Origin of the sequence: Pseudomonas sp. PvP027 (genome assembly GCF_017833005.1) — a bacterium.
Classification (GTDB): Bacteria; Pseudomonadota; Gammaproteobacteria; order Pseudomonadales; family Pseudomonadaceae; genus Aquipseudomonas; species Aquipseudomonas congelans.
Window position 1 is genome coordinate 4,435,176 of record NZ_JAFIBK010000001.1, and the last position, 17,105, is coordinate 4,452,280.

General features: G+C 58.9%; 16 protein-coding genes. 9 read left to right on the forward strand and 7 right to left on the reverse strand.

The genetic code is table 11. The annotated features are described in order from the left end of the window. Positions 1-18: 18 nt before the first annotated feature. Entirely contained in the window at positions 19-777 is a 759-nt protein-coding gene (locus JOE33_RS19210) for an SDR family oxidoreductase (protein ID WP_032615212.1), read from the reverse strand. Positions 778-1,055: 278 nt separating this feature from the next. Here JOE33_RS19210 and JOE33_RS19215 point away from each other — a divergent pair, with 278 nt between their 5' ends. The 3 genes from JOE33_RS19215 (at position 1,056) to groL (ending at position 3,793) form a co-directional block, all read left to right on the forward strand. Further along, positions 1,056-1,550 carry an FxsA family protein gene (locus JOE33_RS19215; protein WP_010439726.1) on the forward strand — a complete coding sequence of 165 codons (495 nt, stop codon included), beginning with the start codon at positions 1,056-1,058 and terminating at the stop codon, positions 1,548-1,550. Positions 1,551-1,806: 256 nt separating this feature from the next. After that, positions 1,807-2,100, forward strand: coding sequence for a co-chaperone GroES (locus JOE33_RS19220; protein WP_003304675.1), 294 nt, complete (start codon positions 1,807-1,809; stop codon positions 2,098-2,100). A 49-nt stretch (positions 2,101-2,149) separates the two neighbouring features. Continuing rightward, positions 2,150-3,793 (forward strand): chaperonin GroEL, encoded by a 1,644-nt coding sequence (groL, locus tag JOE33_RS19225; RefSeq protein WP_010439729.1) that lies wholly within the window; start codon positions 2,150-2,152, stop codon positions 3,791-3,793. A gap of 82 nt (positions 3,794-3,875) precedes the next feature. Here the strand turns inward: groL and JOE33_RS19230 are convergent, their stop codons facing one another. Continuing rightward, the gene (locus JOE33_RS19230) at positions 3,876-4,616 is read right to left on the reverse strand and encodes a phosphatase PAP2 family protein (protein ID WP_096243562.1); all 741 of its coding nucleotides are present in this window, start codon (positions 4,614-4,616) and stop codon (positions 3,876-3,878) included. 177 nt (positions 4,617-4,793) lie between these two features. Between JOE33_RS19230 and colR the strand changes: the two genes are divergently transcribed. From colR to JOE33_RS19255, 5 genes are all read left to right on the forward strand, one after another. Continuing rightward, positions 4,794-5,477 carry a two-component system response regulator ColR gene (gene colR / locus JOE33_RS19235; RefSeq protein WP_002555020.1) on the forward strand — a complete coding sequence of 228 codons (684 nt, stop codon included), beginning with the start codon at positions 4,794-4,796 and terminating at the stop codon, positions 5,475-5,477. Further along, positions 5,467-6,756: a HAMP domain-containing sensor histidine kinase gene (locus tag JOE33_RS19240; RefSeq protein ID WP_054992733.1), complete on the forward strand. Its 1,290-nt coding sequence runs from the start codon at positions 5,467-5,469 to the stop codon at positions 6,754-6,756. The genes colR and JOE33_RS19240 overlap by 11 nt, the downstream gene beginning before the upstream one ends. Positions 6,757-6,957: 201 nt before the next feature. Continuing rightward, positions 6,958-7,638 carry a class I SAM-dependent methyltransferase gene (locus JOE33_RS19245; RefSeq protein ID WP_003313508.1) on the forward strand — a complete coding sequence of 227 codons (681 nt, stop codon included), beginning with the start codon at positions 6,958-6,960 and terminating at the stop codon, positions 7,636-7,638. Positions 7,639-7,642: 4 nt separating this feature from the next. Next, on the forward strand, positions 7,643-8,365 hold the full coding sequence (locus tag JOE33_RS19250; protein WP_010439733.1) for a lipopolysaccharide kinase InaA family protein: 723 nt from the start codon (positions 7,643-7,645) through the stop codon (positions 8,363-8,365). Continuing rightward, positions 8,362-8,589, forward strand: coding sequence for a hypothetical protein (locus tag JOE33_RS19255; RefSeq protein ID WP_010439739.1), 228 nt, complete (start codon positions 8,362-8,364; stop codon positions 8,587-8,589). Before JOE33_RS19250 ends, JOE33_RS19255 begins: the two co-directional genes overlap by 4 nt. 19 nt (positions 8,590-8,608) lie before the next feature. Here the strand turns inward: JOE33_RS19255 and JOE33_RS19260 are convergent, their stop codons facing one another. The 3 genes from JOE33_RS19260 to JOE33_RS19270 all read right to left on the reverse strand — a co-directional run bounded on the left by JOE33_RS19260 (position 8,609) and on the right by JOE33_RS19270 (position 12,285). Further along, on the reverse strand, positions 8,609-9,715 hold the full coding sequence (locus JOE33_RS19260; protein WP_010439743.1) for a DUF1513 domain-containing protein: 1,107 nt from the start codon (positions 9,713-9,715) through the stop codon (positions 8,609-8,611). Between the two features lie 16 nt (positions 9,716-9,731). Further along, entirely contained in the window at positions 9,732-10,796 is a 1,065-nt protein-coding gene (locus tag JOE33_RS19265; protein ID WP_010439746.1) for an imelysin family protein, read from the reverse strand. Between the two features lie 61 nt (positions 10,797-10,857). Then, entirely contained in the window at positions 10,858-12,285 is a 1,428-nt protein-coding gene (locus JOE33_RS19270; RefSeq protein ID WP_032615221.1) for a di-heme oxidoredictase family protein, read from the reverse strand. 226 nt (positions 12,286-12,511) lie between these two features. Here JOE33_RS19270 and JOE33_RS19275 point away from each other — a divergent pair, with 226 nt between their 5' ends. Then, complete coding sequence (locus tag JOE33_RS19275) at positions 12,512-13,141, forward strand: pyridoxamine 5'-phosphate oxidase family protein (RefSeq protein WP_122530134.1); 630 nt, start codon at positions 12,512-12,514, stop codon at positions 13,139-13,141. Between the two features lie 130 nt (positions 13,142-13,271). On the opposite strand, the gene JOE33_RS19280 is transcribed toward JOE33_RS19275, so the two are convergent. Continuing rightward, the gene (locus tag JOE33_RS19280; protein WP_187624951.1) at positions 13,272-14,630 is read right to left on the reverse strand and encodes an imelysin family protein; all 1,359 of its coding nucleotides are present in this window, start codon (positions 14,628-14,630) and stop codon (positions 13,272-13,274) included. 179 nt (positions 14,631-14,809) lie between these two features. Beyond that, entirely contained in the window at positions 14,810-16,861 is a 2,052-nt protein-coding gene (locus JOE33_RS19285) for a GGDEF domain-containing phosphodiesterase (protein ID WP_054994037.1), read from the reverse strand. Between the last annotated feature and the right edge of the window lie 244 nt (positions 16,862-17,105).

Below are 17,105 nucleotides of genomic sequence, written 5' to 3' on the forward strand. Positions count from 1 at the left end.
GCTGCTTTTACGGGCTGACTAGATTCGCATTGCGCCATCCAGCTCAAGGATGCGTCCGCTGTAATAATCGTTTTCCAGAATATAAGCCACCGAGTGTGCAATCTCGTCCGGCCTGCCCATGCGCTTGAGCGGGATCGCCGAGGTCATCTTCTCGAGGGCTTCGGGGCGCATGCTGCCGGTCATCTCTGTCTCGATGAACCCCGGTGCCACACCTGCCACCCGGATACCGTAGCGGGCCAGTTCCCTTGCCCAGGTAACCGTCGCAGCCGCCACGCCGGCCTTGGCTGCCGAGTAGTTGGTCTGTCCGATATTGCCCGCACGTGAAATCGAAGAGATATTGATGATCGCGCCCTGACTCTTCTGCTCGATCATTTTCGCCGCCACTTCGCGTGTGCAGAGAAATACGCCGGTCAGGTTGACGTCGATCACCGCCTGCCATTGGGCAAGGCTCAGTTTGGTCATCTCGCCATCCTTGACCTTGACCAGCAGGCCGTCACGCAGAATACCGGCGTTGTTGACCAGACCATGAATGTCGCCGAAATCCCCGGCGACCTTGCTGACCGTGTCGACGACCTGCTCTTCATTAGCAACATTGCACAGATAGGCGCGAGCCTTGACTCCGAGTGCCTCACAGGCGGCGACCGCCTGATCGAGTTTTTCCTGATTCAGGTCCAGCAGCGCCAGATTGGCGCCTTTGCCGGCCAGGTATTCGGCCATGGCTCTGCCCAGCCCCTGGCAGCCGCCGGTGATGATTATCAGCTTGTTTTTCAATTCCATATGCGTGCCCAATCACAGTTGATCGTTTCCATGGCATCACTGGCGGGTTGCGAGTGCTTATGCCATAGCCAGAGCACGTTATAGGCTGTTTTTGCGCGTTCGTCTCGGGTCTGCTGCCCGGCTCTGAAATACACCGATACACGTTTGTGAAGGCCTGGTTCAGCTCACTTGTGCGCATAATTTAGCGGCAAGCCAGATGCAGGGAGCTTGAATTAACGACCTTCTGACATCACATACGGTCTACTCGGAAGGCAATCTTCCCTTGAGGAACTCATTTGATGCGTGTTTTTTTGCTGCTGTTTCTATTATTCCCGGTACTTGAGCTGTTTCTGCTGGTTCGTGTCGGGATGTCCATCGGCTTTCTGTGGACCATTCTGCTCGTCGTCGCAACGTCGATGCTCGGCTTGTTCGTCATGCGCGTGGCCGGTTTTGCAACGGCGCTGCGTGCGCGCGAAAGCCTGGCACGTGGCGAGCTGCCTGCCCAGGAAATGCTTGAAGGGTTGATGGTTGCCGTGGGTGGCGGTCTGCTGCTGTTGCCCGGTTTCATCAGCGACATTCTGGGTGTGATCTGCCTGTTGCCGATCACCCGTCGTCTGCTGATCAACAAGGTCCGCCAGCGCGCCGAAGATCAGGCCATGCGTCAGCGAGCTTTCGCCGATGACTTGCAGACACCTGCCAATCCGGGCGCGTCCAGCCATCGTCCGACTGCGATTCACCAGCCTACCCGCGAGCCCGACGTCATCGAAGGCGAGTTCGAGCATCGCGACAAGTAATCTTCCACATCCCCCGGCAGCGCGGCACCTCAGGGTGCCGCGTTCGTTTTGACCAGCCGGTTCGGTTGTAAAAAATTTCTACCCAAGACTTGTAATCACTTTGCTCGCCCTTATGTATGGGTCACCGCAAGGTTTCTGGCCTGAAGGCCAGACCGTATTCTGCGGTTCGCGCGTCGAACCGTAACCGGCAAGTCCGGATTTAAACCGGCCGGTGCACTCACCGGACGATCAAACAAACATAATCAGGAGATCGACAATGAAGCTTCGTCCTCTGCATGACCGCGTCGTAATCCGTCGCAGTGAAGAAGAAACGAAAACTGCCGGCGGTATCGTTCTGCCAGGTTCGGCTGCTGAAAAGCCTAACCGCGGCGAGATCGTTGCTGTGGGTACCGGCCGCGTGCTGGACAACGGCGAAGTACGTGCGCTGGCTGTGAAAGTGGGTGACAAGGTTGTGTTCGGCCCTTATTCCGGCAGCAACACAGTGAAAGTAGACGGCGAAGACCTGCTGGTGATGAGCGAGAACGAGATTCTTGCTGTCGTCGAAGGCTGAGTGCTCCCGCTGACTTCCGTTACTACTAAGTATTCAAGGAATAATGATCATGGCTGCTAAAGAAGTTAAATTCGGCGATTCTGGCCGCAAAAAAATGCTCGCCGGTGTAAACGTCCTGGCTGACGCAGTTAAAGCGACCCTGGGCCCTAAAGGCCGCAACGTTATCATCGAGAAAAGCTTTGGCGCTCCGCTGATCACCAAAGACGGTGTTTCGGTTGCCAAGGAAATCGAGCTTAAAGACCGTTTCGAAAACATGGGCGCGCAGCTGGTCAAAGACGTTGCCTCCCGTGCCAACGATGATGCAGGCGACGGTACCACTACCGCTACCGTTCTGGCTCAGGCCATCGTCAACGAAGGCCTGAAGGCTGTCGCTGCCGGCATGAACCCGATGGACCTCAAGCGCGGCATCGACAAGGCGACCATCGCCATTGTTGCCGAGCTGAAAAAGCTGTCCAAGCCATGCACCGACACCAAGGCGATTGCCCAGGTCGGCACCATCTCGGCCAACTCTGATCACTCCATCGGCGACATCATTGCCGAAGCCATGGAAAAAGTGACCAAAGACGGCGTCATCACCGTTGAAGAAGGTTCGGGCCTGGAAAACGAGCTGTCTGTTGTAGAAGGCATGCAGTTTGACCGTGGTTACCTGTCCCCGTACTTCATCAACAAGCCGGACACCATGGTTGCCGAGCTGGACAGCCCGCTGCTGTTGCTGGTCGACAAGAAGATCTCCAACATTCGCGAAATGCTGCCTGTTCTGGAAGCAGTCGCCAAGGCTGGCCGTCCTCTGCTGATCGTTGCCGAAGACGTTGAAGGCGAAGCGCTGGCGACTCTGGTTGTCAACAACATGCGCGGTATCGTGAAAGTTGCAGCCGTCAAGGCTCCAGGTTTCGGCGATCGTCGCAAGGCCATGCTGCAGGACATCGCTGTTCTGACTGGCGGTACCGTTATCTCCGAAGAGATCGGCCTGAGCCTGGAAACCACTACCCTGGAACACCTGGGTAATGCCAAGCGCGTCATCCTGAACAAGGAAAACACCACCATCATCGATGGTGCTGGCGTGAAAACCGATATCGACTCGCGTATCTCCCAGATCCGTCAGCAAATCGGCGACACCAGCTCGGACTACGACAAGGAAAAACTGCAAGAGCGTCTGGCCAAGCTGTCTGGCGGCGTTGCAGTGATCAAGGTCGGTGCCGGTTCCGAAGTCGAGATGAAAGAGAAGAAAGCCCGCGTTGAAGACGCCCTGCACGCAACCCGCGCAGCCGTTGAAGAAGGCGTGGTACCTGGCGGTGGCGTGGCACTGGTTCGCTCCCTGCAGGCTATCGAAGGTCTGAAAGGCGACAACGCTGATCAGGACGTCGGTATCGCTCTGCTGCGTCGTGCAGTCGAAGCGCCTTTGCGCCAGATCGTTGCCAACTCCGGTGACGAGCCAAGCGTTGTTGTCGACAAGGTCAAGCAGGGTTCGGGTAACTACGGTTACAACGCTGCTTCCGGCGAATACGGCGACATGATCGAAATGGGTATCCTTGACCCGGCCAAAGTGACTCGCTCTGCTCTGCAGGCGGCGTCCTCCATCGCCAGCTTGATGATCACCACCGAAGCGATGATCGCTGACGTGCCTGAAGACAAGCCAGCAGGCGGCGGCATGCCGGACATGGGCGGCATGGGTGGTATGGGCGGCATGATGTAAGCCAGCTTTACCCCCAAGGTTACACCCATAAAAAACCCCGCCTTGTGCGGGGTTTTTTTATGGTCTTTCTGTGTCGGATCAATCAATGCGTCGGTTGTACTTTGCTGTTCGCGAGACCCTTGGGTTCGGGTCGGTACAGTACGAAGTAATAAACCCCCAGACAGATCAGCCAGCAGAACACTGCGGTCCAGATGTTATGGGAAAAGAAGTGCGCACCTTGCAGCATTCGCCCGACAGAGAAGACCGTGCCAAGACCGAATGCCAAAGCCAGGCCCATTTTCGCCATCCGTGGACGACGGTCGCGAAGGGCGAAGAACAGTGCGAACAGGGTAAAGCCGGTCGCCGCGTGGCCGCCCGGCCAGCAGCGTCCCGGTTTATCGGTCGCAGGGCGTGGGCTCAACAGTTCGCTGTAGGTTTCCTGCCCACCGAATTCTTTCAGGCTCCAGGGGCACTGCACTGACGTCACCACTTTCACCGGGGTAACGAAGGCGGTTGAAAGCGCCATGGACAGCACCAGGCAACCCAGCTCTCGGCGCCACGGGATCAGGCGCTCTACCTTGAAGGACGCCGCAAAGCCGATCATGGCCAGCGCGCCGAACACCATGACCAGCTGTTTGGCGCGGTCATGGAGAACGTCTTCGAGAAAATAACTGTGCCTGCCAATGAACTGTCCGCTGACGGGGTCGAAGGCCAGTTTGGCGATGTCCATGTCCAGGGAGGTCAGTTCAAGCAGCATGAGGATCAGTGCCACGGCGACAGGGATACCCAGGTAAATCCACGGGTTGATCGAACGGGAGTAGGGTGGGGCGACGGTTTTCGACATATCGAATCCAGGTCTTTGAAGGGCATGCCGCGATTATTGTGTGCGACGGTTCGTCTCAAAGTGTGTCATGAGCCTTATGAATCATAGGTGAAAAAATCGTCATGCCATTTCGGCGCTGGCCCTCACGCCCACTTCGTCTTAAGCTGCGCCAGCCCAAACTGCATATGAGAGTGCTTTATGCGAATTCTTCTGGTTGAAGACAACCGCGACATCCTGGCGAACATGGCCGATTACCTGGGCATGAAAGGCTATACCGTCGATTGCGCCCAGGATGGCCTCTCAGGACTGCATCTGGCAGCCACCGAGCACTACGACCTGATCGTTCTCGACATCATGCTGCCCGGCATCGATGGCTACACCTTGTGCAAACGCCTGCGCGAAGATGCCCGGCGCGACACGCCGGTCATCATGCTGACCGCCCGTGATCAACTGGACGACCGTCTGCAGGGTTTCCGCTCCGGTGCTGACGACTACCTGCTCAAGCCGTTTGCCCTGTCCGAACTGGCCGCGCGGATCGAAGCGGTATTGCGCCGTGCCCAAGGCGGCGGTCGGCGTACCTTGCAGGTGGCCGATCTGGTCTATGACCTCGACACCCTCGAGGTCACGCGTGAGGGGCGCATGCTCAAGCTCAATCCGGTCGGCCTCAAACTGCTCGCCGTACTGATGCAGAAAAGCCCGCACGTATTGCGTCGCGAGATTCTGGAAGAAGCGTTATGGGGCGATGACTGCCCGGACAGCGACAGCCTGCGCAGCCATGTGCACCAGTTGCGTCAGGTGATCGATAAACCGTTTGGCAAACCGCTGTTGCAGACCGTGCATGGCGTGGGCTATCGCTTGGCCGAGGGCCGGGATGGAGTTTAAACAGAGTCTTGCCCAACGGATCATCATTGCCTTCGCATTGATGAGTGCACTGGTCGCCGGGTCGTTCGCCATCGGAATCATCTCCACCGTCCACCTGGTCGAAGAAAAGCTGATTTCCGCCGGCCTCGGTGGTGACCTCAACCGTCTGATGCTGATGGACAGTGTCAGCGACTGGAGCCACCGGCCCAAGCCCGACCAGTTGTTCTATTTCAGCAATGGTCCGGGCGACTTCGATCTGCCCAAGGACATTCGTCATCTCGAGCCGGGCTTCCACGAGGTGTTCCGTGGGCCGTTGTCATACCACGCCATGATTGAGGTAGTGGATGGCCGGCATTACGCCCTGTTGCAGGATCAGAGCGATTTTGAAGAGCGTGAGCGGGTGCTGTTTGCCGTCGTGCTGGTCGGTTTCGTTCTGGCATTGGCGCTGGCGGTGTTTCTGGGGTGGGTGCTGGCGCGACGGGTCATGGCGCCTGTTGTGCGTCTGGCCCGGCAGGTTCGCCACCGTGACCAGTTGCTTGGACTGGCACCGCCACTGGCGCCTGACTATGCCGCTGACGAAGTCGGCGAGTTGGCGGTGGCCTTCGATGCAACTTTGGGACGTTTGAGGCAGGCGCTGATTCGTGAGCGTATGTTCACCAGCGACGTGAGCCATGAACTGCGTACGCCGTTGATGGTGCTGGCCAGCTCTTGTGAGCTGTTGCTGGAAAACCCTGCGCTCGATTTGCGAGGCCGTCGCCAGGTAGAGCGTATCGGCCGTGCCTGTGAAGAAATGCGCGATCTGGTGCAAACCTTCCTGATGCTCGCTCGCACCCAGCGCGAAGATCCGGCCATGACGCCCAAGGCCACGCTGGTCGGGGTGGCCGAGCAGTTGATCTCCCAGTGGCGTGACCCGATAGAGAGCAAGGGGCTGCAATTGACCTACACGCCACCTGCCGATGACCAGCTGTCCGATATTCGTTACAACGCAACCTTCCTGCATGCCGTGATGGGCAACTTGCTGCGCAACGCGCTGCACTACACCGATCACGGATTCATTGCGCTGACCCTGCACGCAGAAAGCTTCACCGTGGAGGACAGTGGCGTGGGCATTCCCGAAGAGAAACGCGAGGCGATGTTCGAGCCTTTCGTGCGTGGCAACGAGCAGCGCGGAGAGGGGCTGGGCCTCGGGCTTTCACTGGTGCAGCGCATCTGTACCAACCAGGGATGGAGCGTCGATCTCACCCCTATGGAACCTCATGGTTGCCGATTCAAGGTGACGCTCAACGTGATCAAAGTCTGACCTTCCTTTCGAGTAGAGCGGCCTCAGTGTGTAGCGGCCAATCGACTGCACTTCGTCGATTAGCCGCACACCGTCTCTAACTCTCTGTAAAATCTCGAAACACCTGATGTGGAAACGTAACATTTTTTTCACATTCAGATGACCTGACGGTGACGGCGGTGCCTTTAGTTTGGCCCCCCATCAACATCAGGAGCAGCTCTCATGAGCGATCGCATCGAACTCGAGTTTTCCCGAAAGTACGACAAGACACACGCCCGCCAGTACCTGGAAAAGCATCAGGACGGTATCTGGCGCAAGCTGTCGCATCATCGCGATGAACAGTTGGCGAGAAAGGCTCTGCACATGGCCGGGGACCCGGGCCTGGTGCTGGACCTGCCTTGTGGTGCGGGACGCTTCTGGCCGTTATTGGCCGAGAAGCCGAACCGCTCGATCATCGGTGCCGATAACTCCGCAGACATGCTCAGTACCGCCTGTGCCTCGCAGCCGGCAGACGTTGTGAAAAGGGTACAACCCTTGCAGACATCTGCCTTTGCCATCGACCTGCCTGATAACGCAGTAGACAGCATTTTCTGCATGCGCTTGTTGCACCATGTCGGTCAGTCCAGCGACCGGATGGCTCTATTGCGCGAGTTTCAGCGCGTAACCCGTGACAGCGTGATCGTCTCCCTCTGGGTTGATGGCAATTTCAAGGCATGGAAGCGTGCGCGCCTGGAGAACAAGCGCCAGCAAAAAAATGGGCGGGAAAGTTACCAGAATCGCTTTGTGTTACCTGTTGTTACCGCAGAAACCGAATTTGAGCAGGCAGGATTTCGCATTCAGAACCGCATGGATTTCCTGCCCATGTACGCCATGTGGCGAGTCTATGTCCTACGTAAAAGGTAAAAAGATGGGTTTGCAGTCCGTGAAAGAACCAGTTGTGAACCCGATCCAGAATGAGTTCGATCAGTTCTGGAGCCAGCATGGCGAGTGGGTTGAAGAACCCAATGTGCGCCGTGGTGGAGAGAGTGGTGTGCAGCGGCTGGTCATGGACGATGGGCAAACCCTGTATGCCAAACGCCAGACAGGCCACATCTACCGCAGCCTGCTGCACCCGCTGGGCCGACCCACCGTACTGCGCGAGCGCGAGGCGCTTGAAGGTCTTCGCAAGCTTGGCGTCGTCGTCCCTGAAGTGGTGTTTTGCGGTGCCGAACGTGGCGAGGACAACGCCTGGCGGGCGTTGCTGGTCACCGTGGCGCTGGAAGGCTTCGAGGAAATTGAAAAGTGGCAGGCTGCCGGAGGGCGCGAGCGCCATGGCGAGCTGTTCTATGAGCGCATGCTCAAGGAAGTGGCAGCCACTCTGGCCCGCATGCACCTGGGCCGCTGGCAACACAGCTGTCTGTACATCAAGCACATTTTCGTGCGGGTCACAGGGGAAGGGCCGGACGCCAATGTCGAGGTCGCCTTGCTCGACCTGGAAAAGGGCCGTCGTCGCCTTACCGCTCAAGGTGCCGCGCAGCACGATATGAAACAGCTACGACGCCATTCGTCATTCAGCGCTGCAGACTGGCAGAAGTTGATCTACTTTTACCAAGCAGCGTTTGGCAGCTCTATCAAAGGTTTAGAGTCATGAAGCTAGAAATGGCAAGAGGTCTGTTTATCTTCGGTGCACTGGCAGTTGCGACCGTCGCCGTGGCGGCGCTTGAACAGCCGTCTACCCGCATACTCACCACGCAGCACGGCGAGGGCCATTGTCCGCAGCCACGCGTGGCGAAGAGTCTGGTGAATGTGCAACCGGACCACGATCTGTTGCTGTTCATGTACAGCCTGGCGCAGGGTACCGGCGTCAAAAACTGAAGCCCTCAGCGCCCTGCACCTAACCCACTTGAGCCAGATGAAGATGGTTGTCCCACAACCCGGCTGGCAGGTCCAAAGGCTGGGCCAGTAGTTGCGCCTTGCGACAGTCATAGAAGCGGCAGCGTCCCTGGCCTGAGGTCACGACGAAGCCGTCGGCGACAGCCCCCACTCCCGCACAGTCCGGCAACGGCGCATCCAGTTTCAGCACGCCACTGTCCAGATCCCAGATAAAGAAGCGGTTGCCGCGTGGTGCCGTCAGGGCCACCAGTCGCAGGTCACTGTGTACTGCGACGCTGGCGGTGTAGTGAGCCATGGCGCGTAATTGCTCTTCTGCCACTGGAAACGCCTGGAATGGCTGGCCTGGACGTTTGATTGCCAGCAGTTCGGCCAACTCGTGACTGTCGCCCATGAACTGTTGACCTGCAACGATGGTGCCATCGCTGGCGATGCCCATGTGGCGGACGCTGTTCATCTGCTGGGAAAGCGTTTCCTTGCTGAGCAAGGTACCGTCACGCTGCATGATGACCAGGCTGGGTTGCATGGCATCGAGGTTCATCTCTACCCGGCTTTCCGCTTCAGTGCGGATGCCACCGTTGGCGACTACCAGCGTTTCCCCATCCGGCATCCAGGAGACCTGATGCGGACCGATGCCATGCGTAGAGATCTCGGCCGAGTGCACCAGTCGCTCGTCGACGAAGCGGTAGACACCCAATAAACCGCGCCCTGGATCACGGGTATCATTTTCCGTCGCATACAGCCATTCGCCGTCGCGATGAATCACTGCATGTCCGTAGAAGTGGCGGTCAGGCTGCGAAACGATGGTTTGCAGCAAACGACCATCACGCAGGTCGATCAGGTAGCTTTCAGTACCTGGGCGACGTGCGATGAACACCGCAAGTGGCAGGTCTGGATGATTGATGATGTCGTGGCAGCGCTGGCCCACCCGGGTCGCGAATACCTGCGTTCCGTCGAGCTTGAAACCCACCGCATAGTGCTTGCCGTCGCCATCGTCGCGAGCCGAAAGCAACAAGGGGCGTGTGTCTTTTTGCCTGAACAGGGTCCAGCCACCCAGCGTGCAGGCGCTGAGCAGAAGACTGCCGAGCGCCATGGCCTGACGTCGCAACATCACATGTACCTCTTGATCAATCGCCGTCGTTGGCGTTGAAACCCAACTGAATGCCGAGGGCCTTGGCCAGCTCGCCTTCGTGCAGGCGATGCACGGCATTCAGGCTGTCGTAAAACGCATTGAGTTGCTGGCGTCCTGCATCCGTGGCCAGCAGGTCGGCGAGTGGCGGCTTGAGTTCCGACAGCAGTTTTCGGCTGTTAGCGTAGGCGGCATCGATTTTGTCGGCCAGCGGTTTCTGCTCGGTGGGCAGCAGGCTGCGCAGGCCCTTGTTGTCGACACCGGTCCACACCGTCTCGGCGCTGATCAGGCTGGCTTCCAGGCTGCTGAGCGACGACTTGCTGCGCCACGCATCTGCCTGGAATGGCTGCGGCTGGCCCTTGCTCTGACGACCCAGTGGCGTGCCAAGCTTCTTCTTCAAGCTGTCGAGGGCGGTGACCTGAACCCGCAGCAATTCGGCAATGGCTTCGTGAGAGTCGGCGTAGCGCTGATTGGGGAACTTGCTCAATTGCGCGAGCATGCCGTCGGTGCTGTTCCAGCTGTTGAGGATTTCTTCAGCCAGTTGTTTCTGGCGTTCACCGATGGCCATCAGCAGCGGGCAATAGCGTGCTTTCTGCTCGGCATTGGCCATGTCGATGTCGGCGTCGAAGAGGATGTATTCGTAGGCGGACAAACCCTGCACCACGACACTGGCCTTGGACAGTTCCTGGGCGGTGATCTGTGGTTGGGCGGTTACCAGTTGCTCGACCTGACGGCCAACCAGATTCTTCTTGTCTGGCCAGAACTGTATTTGCCAGGCGCGATTGCCTTCGGCCAGAGGGCCGATCAACAGCGGTTGCAATTCGGCCCAGGTTTTCTGTGCTTTCAGAAAGTCGGCGCGGGCGGCGGCCAGATCAGTCTTGCCCTGGCAGAACGCCAATGCGCTGGCTGCCAACTGACGATCGGCCTCCACCCAGCGGCTGTAGGTCGGCAGGATGACCTGTTTGGCAATCGCTGCGGACGTCACCGCCTGAGGGTCGGATGGCGAGCAGGCACCCAAGGCAAGTGCCGCAAGGCTGGTCAGCAACAACTTGGGTCGGAACATGTCCGGCTCCTTATTTCTGAAAGGAAGATGTTTGAACAGGGAGATTCTGCAATGGGCGCAATCATAACGAATTCAGAAAGGCCAACAGTGCTTCACGTTGCTGTGCGTCAAAAGCCAGAACCTGGCGCTGCGCCGTCTGGGCTTCGCCGCCGTGCCACAGAATCGCCTCAAGCACATTACGCGCGCGACCGTCGTGCAACAGTTGGGTGTGTCCACTTACCGTGCCAGTCAGGCCCAGCCCCCATAAGGGCGGGGTGCGCCACTCACGTCCGGTGGCCTGGAACTCGGTACGGTTATCGGCCAGCCCTTGACCCATGTCGTGCAGCAGCAAGTCGCTGTACGGGCGAATCTCCTGATTGGCCAGCTCGGGTTCGGCGGCGTCGCTACGGGTTTTGAAAGAGGGGGTATGGCATTGCTGGCAGCCCGCCTGGAAAAACAGGTTCTTGCCTGCCAGCACCTGCGGATCATCGACCTTGCGGCGCGCCGGAACACCCAGGTTGCGGGTGTAGAACTCCACCAGGCGCAGGATATTGTCGCTGACTTCCGGTTCGCCATCCGGGCCATTGCCATTGGGCGCGGCCAGGCAATCGGTCTGGGCCGGCGTGCAGTCATCGAAAGGGCGCAGGCTGGTGGTCAGCCCCATGTCGCCGGAAAAGGCGTGCACGTTCTGCTGGTTGAGGTTCGGCTGTCCGGCTTTCCAGCCAAACCTGCCCATCACCACTTTTTGCCGAGCATCATCCCAGACCCAGTTGGGACGTCCCGAGATGCCATCGGCGTTCTTGTCATCAGGGTCGGCATTGGCAAGGATGGCTTCATCGGCAATCGCCTCAAGCAAGCCCAGGCCGATCATTGGCGGGGCCACGCGTGCCGAGATGTGAGTATCGGGGTGCATGGGGCCGTAGCCCAGTTGGGTGATCCTGAGGGTCGGCTGGCGCAGCTCGACTGCCGTGCCATCGCGAAATTCGACCGTCAGCGCATCGTACTCGACCCGCACCTTGCCCTCGGGCGCTACGCCCGGGTTCGACATGTCCTGCAATTGACCGCCGTAAACCGGCTCCGGCAGTACGCCGTTGCGCTTTACAAGGTCGGCGTACGCCGGGTCATCGGGAATCGACAGCCTGACCAGCATCGACACTGCATTGCTGTCGCCAGCCTCTGGCGGATGACCGCGACCGTCCTTGATGTGGCAGTTCTGGCAGGCATTGGTGTTGAACAGTGGGCCAAGTCCGTCGCGAGCCGTGGTGGTCGACGGCGCAATCACCCACGGGCTGCGGAAAAAGCTGTTGCCGACGCTGAAGTCCAGCCGCCGCACCGGGGACAGATTGGCCGAGGGCAGGGAGAAGGCGTTCTGGTCGCTTTTCCTGACGGTGGCGCTGCCTCCGGACAAGGCTTCTCCCGGCTCGGCATGCGTGAAACGCGGGGCGTCATCGCATGCGCTCAGGACCAGGGTCGTGAGCAAGGCAAGTGATAGACGGAGCCGCGTACTCATAGACATCCTGCAACGGGGCGAAAAATCGGGGCGTGCAAGCTTATCAGCCTCGGGCGGTTTGAATAAGAGGGATTATCGTTTGCGGCGTCTTGCGCAATGTGTTGTTACGAATCTTTGACGCTGGTCGGGTCCTGATTTTTTTGCCTATGCTGCGAAGGCTGCTTCACACGATCAGTCACATGACGCTGGCAGCATTCATACACCAACGGCCAGCAGAGATCATTCAATGAATAACCCGGACAACAGCGCTTTTGTGACCACCATTCAGGCTCTGGAAGCGATCTATGGCCCGATCGCGCCTCCTTCGCTCATCAAGGAAGTTGACCACATTCACGAGGTCTACCGGCCTTTCATCGAGCAGGCACCGTTCGCCGTGCTTGCCTCTGCCGGTCCTGACGGGCTCGATGCTTCTCCACGGGGAGATCAGGCGGGGCTGGTGCATATCGAGGACAGCAAGACGCTTTATCTGCCTGACCGACGCGGCAACAACCGCATCGATACGCTGCGCAACATCGTCAACGATCCGCGCGTTGCGTTGCTGTTTCTGATACCCGGCGTAGGTGAAACCCTGCGCGTCAACGGAACCGCACAGATATCGGTTGAGCCCGAGTTGCTCTCGCGTTTCGCAGTGAAGGGCCAGTTGCCCAGGTCTGTCCTGCGTATTTGCGTGACCAGCGTGTATTTCCAGTGCAGCAGGGCGACCATCAGGTCTGGCTTGTGGGACCCGGCACAGCACATCGAACGCAGCGCGCTACCTACTGCCGGGCAGATACTCAAGGCGGTTTCGGCTGAGAAGATCGACGGCGAGGCCTATGACAAGGCGTTGCCGGGACGTATTGCGGATACGTTGTATTGATGCTGGCGGAGTTTGTCCATGTCGCGAGCCAGCGCGCACCACAGCTGAAAACGATACCTGCCGATCAGATACAAAAATGCCGGTCAGCGAACTGACCGGCATTGATTGTCATCGCAACAAACGCGGTTGATCAGAACTCGTGATCGGCGTTGTCCGGGTTCAGATCGGTTATGCCCAGCTTGCCAGCCGCCTGTTCGATAGCACCTGTCTGTTTGACCAGCGCGGCGATAGCGTCACGTACCACCTGATTGCCTGCCGTGTTGCCGGCAGCGATCAACTGATCGAAATGCTCGCCCTTGTTTGCATGATCGACGATGACCTGCAACTTGGCCTGCGTGTCGTCCAGGTCGGCGCGCAAGGTGGCGTCGGTGGCCGGGTCTGCCTTGGCAACCAGGGACGAAAGGCTTGGCCCGCTGACCTTGCTGCCGTCGGTGCGGGTGTACTCGCCCAGATAAACGTTGCGAATGCCCTTGCCGTTGTAGAAGTGCGAGTTGTGCGTGTTGTCGCTGAAGCAGTCGTGTTCGTCTTCGCTGGAGTTGGCTTCCAGTGCGACTTTCATGCGCTCGCCCGCCAGTTCACCCAGCGACAGGCTGCCCATGCCGAAGAGCATTTTACGCAGACCGCTTTCGCCGGATTCGGCTTCCAGCGTGGCGCGGTAGTTGTCGGGCACGCCGGCCCTCCAGTTACCGGACATTTCTTCAAGGTCGCTGACCAGCAGGTCGGTGACGGCCTCGAGGTAGGCGCGGCGGCGGTCATTGTGGCCGCCGGTTGCGCCAGCCCCTTCCAGGTAATCGCTGGCCGGACGTGCGCCGGCCCCAGAGCCGGTACCGTTCAGGTCCTGGCCCCAGAGCAGGAATTCGATGGCGTGGTAGCCAGTGGCAACGTTGGCCTCGGAACCACCCAGCTCGTTCAGGCTGGCGAGTTTTTCGGAGGTGATTTCCTTCACGTCGACCTTGTCTTCGCCGACCTGAATTTCGGTGTTGGCGATGATGTTGGCAGTGGCGCCCGGGTTGCCCAGCGCGTGCTGGTAATCCTTGGCCACATAGTCGATCAGACCTTCGTCCAGGGGCCAGGCATTAACCTGTCCTTCCCAGTCGTCGATGATGGTGTTGCCGAAGCGGAACACTTCGCTCTGCATGTAAGGCACACGCGCAGCGATCCACGCCTCGCGGGCGGCTTTCAGGGTTTCATCGTTGGGCTTGGCGAGGAAAGCGTCGACGGCAGTGCTGAGTTTTTTCGCACCGGCCTCGGCATCGTCGAATACTGCGGACACCATGTTGGCGTAGTTCGCGACCACCGCCTTGGCCGCCGCGTCGTCAGTCTGGGCGGCTGCTGCCGGAGCAGGGGCAGCAGGCGTCACAGCCGGCGCCGCCGGCGCAGCAGCTGGCGCGGGTGCCGGGGCGGCAGCCTTGTCCTTGCCTTCGCCACAACCGGCGAGAGAGATAGCGATGGCCAACAGACTAGCGGTTGCCAGAGGCATACGAATCATGACGGAATCCTGCGTCGATAAAGGTGATGGCGGGGTGCGCCCATAAAATCTGCGACATAATGCGAAAGATTTGCATTCGATGTAAAGGCAAAACGCCTGTGTGGGCGTGTTCAGGCATTCGGCAGGTTGTAACAGACGGTTTCAAGATGACTTGGATGGCCGGGAGTATGCAAGCCGGCTTACAGGCTGGCGGCGTGGTCCTGACGCGACTGCTTGAGGTAAGCCAGCAACTCCCGCCCGGGCAGCGGCTTGCTGTACAGATAGCCCTGGCCTTCGTGGCAGCCCTCGGTCACCACATAAGCCTCCTGCTCGACGGTTTCCACGCCTTCGGCAATGACTTGCATGCCCAGGCTCTTGCCCAACTGGATAATGGCCCGCACGATGGTGGCGTCATCGTCGTCGTCAATCAGGTCCTGCACGAAGCTGCGGTCAATCTTGATCTTGTCCAGCGGCAGGCTTTTCAGGTAACTCAGCGATGAGTAGCCGGTGCCGAAGTCATCGATGGCGATCAAGGCGCCGGAGCGTCGCAAGCTCAACAGGTGCTGGGCGGCGGTGTTGATATCTTCCATCAGCCCGGTTTCGGTCACTTCCAGTTCCAGGCTGCGCGGTGGCAAGCGATAGATCTGCAGCAGGTTGTTGACCACGCGCGGCAGTTCGGCGTGATGCAGTTGCACGGTCGACAGGTTGACTGCCATGCGCAAATCGGTGAAGCCCTGATCGAGCCATTCGCGCAGTTGGCGACAGGCCTGATCCAGCACCCATTCGCCGATGGCGATGATGGTGCCGTTCTGTTCCGCCAGCGGGATGAATACATCCGGCGGCACCAGGCCATGTTCCGGATGCTGCCAGCGGATCAGTGCTTCCACACCGACGATACGGTGATCGCGATAGCTGATCTGCGGTTGATAGACCAGGTACAACTGATCGCGTGGCAGGGCTTCGCGCAGGTCTTTTTCGAGTTCGCGGCGGCGGCGCATTTCGCTGTCCACACTGGCGATGTAGAACTGATACCGGTTACGCGAGCGCGCTTTGGCCAGCGTCATGGTCTGCTCGGCTTTTTGCAGCAGCTTCTCGGTACTGTCGCCATCTTCGGGAAACAGGGTGATGCCGATAGTCGCTCGCAGTCGAATCTGCTGATCACCGACGATGAACGGAGCTTCCAGCTCATCCAGAATATTTTGCGCCAGTTCTGCCGCCTCGTAGGGCTGCTCGATGTTGGACTGGACCAGCGCGAACTGGTCGCCGCCCAGGCGCGCCAGTGCGCCGAGTCGCACGCTGTGCGCGCGCAGGCGGTCAGCGAGTGCGAGCAACAATTGGTCGCCGGACTGGTAGCTGAACTGTTCGTTGATCCCCTTGAAGTCATCCAGACCCACGCAAAGAACCGCCACTCTGTGTTGCTGGCGTCCCGCATCTTCCAGAATCCTGTCCAGCCCGATCTGCAATTGAAGCCGATTGGGCAGGCCAGTGAGGAAATCGTATTGCGCCATGCGCTGCAGATTGTTCTCGGCCTCGTGGCGCAGATAAGTGTGGCGCTCGATAGAGGCCAGCAACTGATTGGCGGTGTTGACCCAGATCCCCAGTTCGTTTTTCTCGTGGCCTTTGAGTAACGGCAATTGATGTTCGCTGGGGCGGTCGGGGTTGATCGCGATCAGATGCTCGATGATCTTCGACAGCGGCCTGGTCAGCAGCCAGTGATAGACCAGATACAGCACCAGCCCCATTGCCAGCGCACGCAGCACGCCGGCGATAAAGATGATTCCGGCATTGACCAGAAAGCTTTCGCCGTAATTGGCGGTGTCGAGGGTGATGCGCAAATCGCCGTAATACTCGCTGTAAGGACTGCGGCCTACCAGTTGAGTGGTGAAGCTGCGCTCCTGGCCGAGAATGAGGTCTGTCAGCCAACGCGTAGGGGCGGTTTTCAGCGGCCGGTCTTTCTCGGCGAGCAGGCTTTCGTTGGGGTGTCCTATGGACGCCATGCGTACCGATTCATCCTGAAACAGGCCTTCGATGACCTGCATGCCCATTTCGCGGTCCAGGCTATAGACGGCCTGTGTCGAGGGGTCGCGGAACATGCCGAGAATTCGCTCGGCATCGTTCGCCACGGTCTGACGTGTCTTGTAGGCGTCGAAGACGATTTGTGCACAGCTGAGCAGGACGCCTACCAGAAGCGCCGAAAGCAGCACAACGCGCAGCAACTTTACCGACAGGCTGTTCTTGAGTTCCAGCTTCAATGGCCGTTCCTTAGTTCGTGTCGGAGGGCATATCGCCTCATGACCCTCGAAAAACCAGGCCTGCACGCCGTGACCTTGTCACAACCGGTACGCCTGGCTGATCTTCGCGTTCCTTGCACCTGCTGGCCAAAGCCACCTCAGTGCGTCGGGTGGCCAGGTAGGTAACTTGAGCAGAACACTGTAAAGAATTACGTCATAGAGAATTACGTTGTAGTACGAGTCAGCTAGCGTTTTCTGACAATAC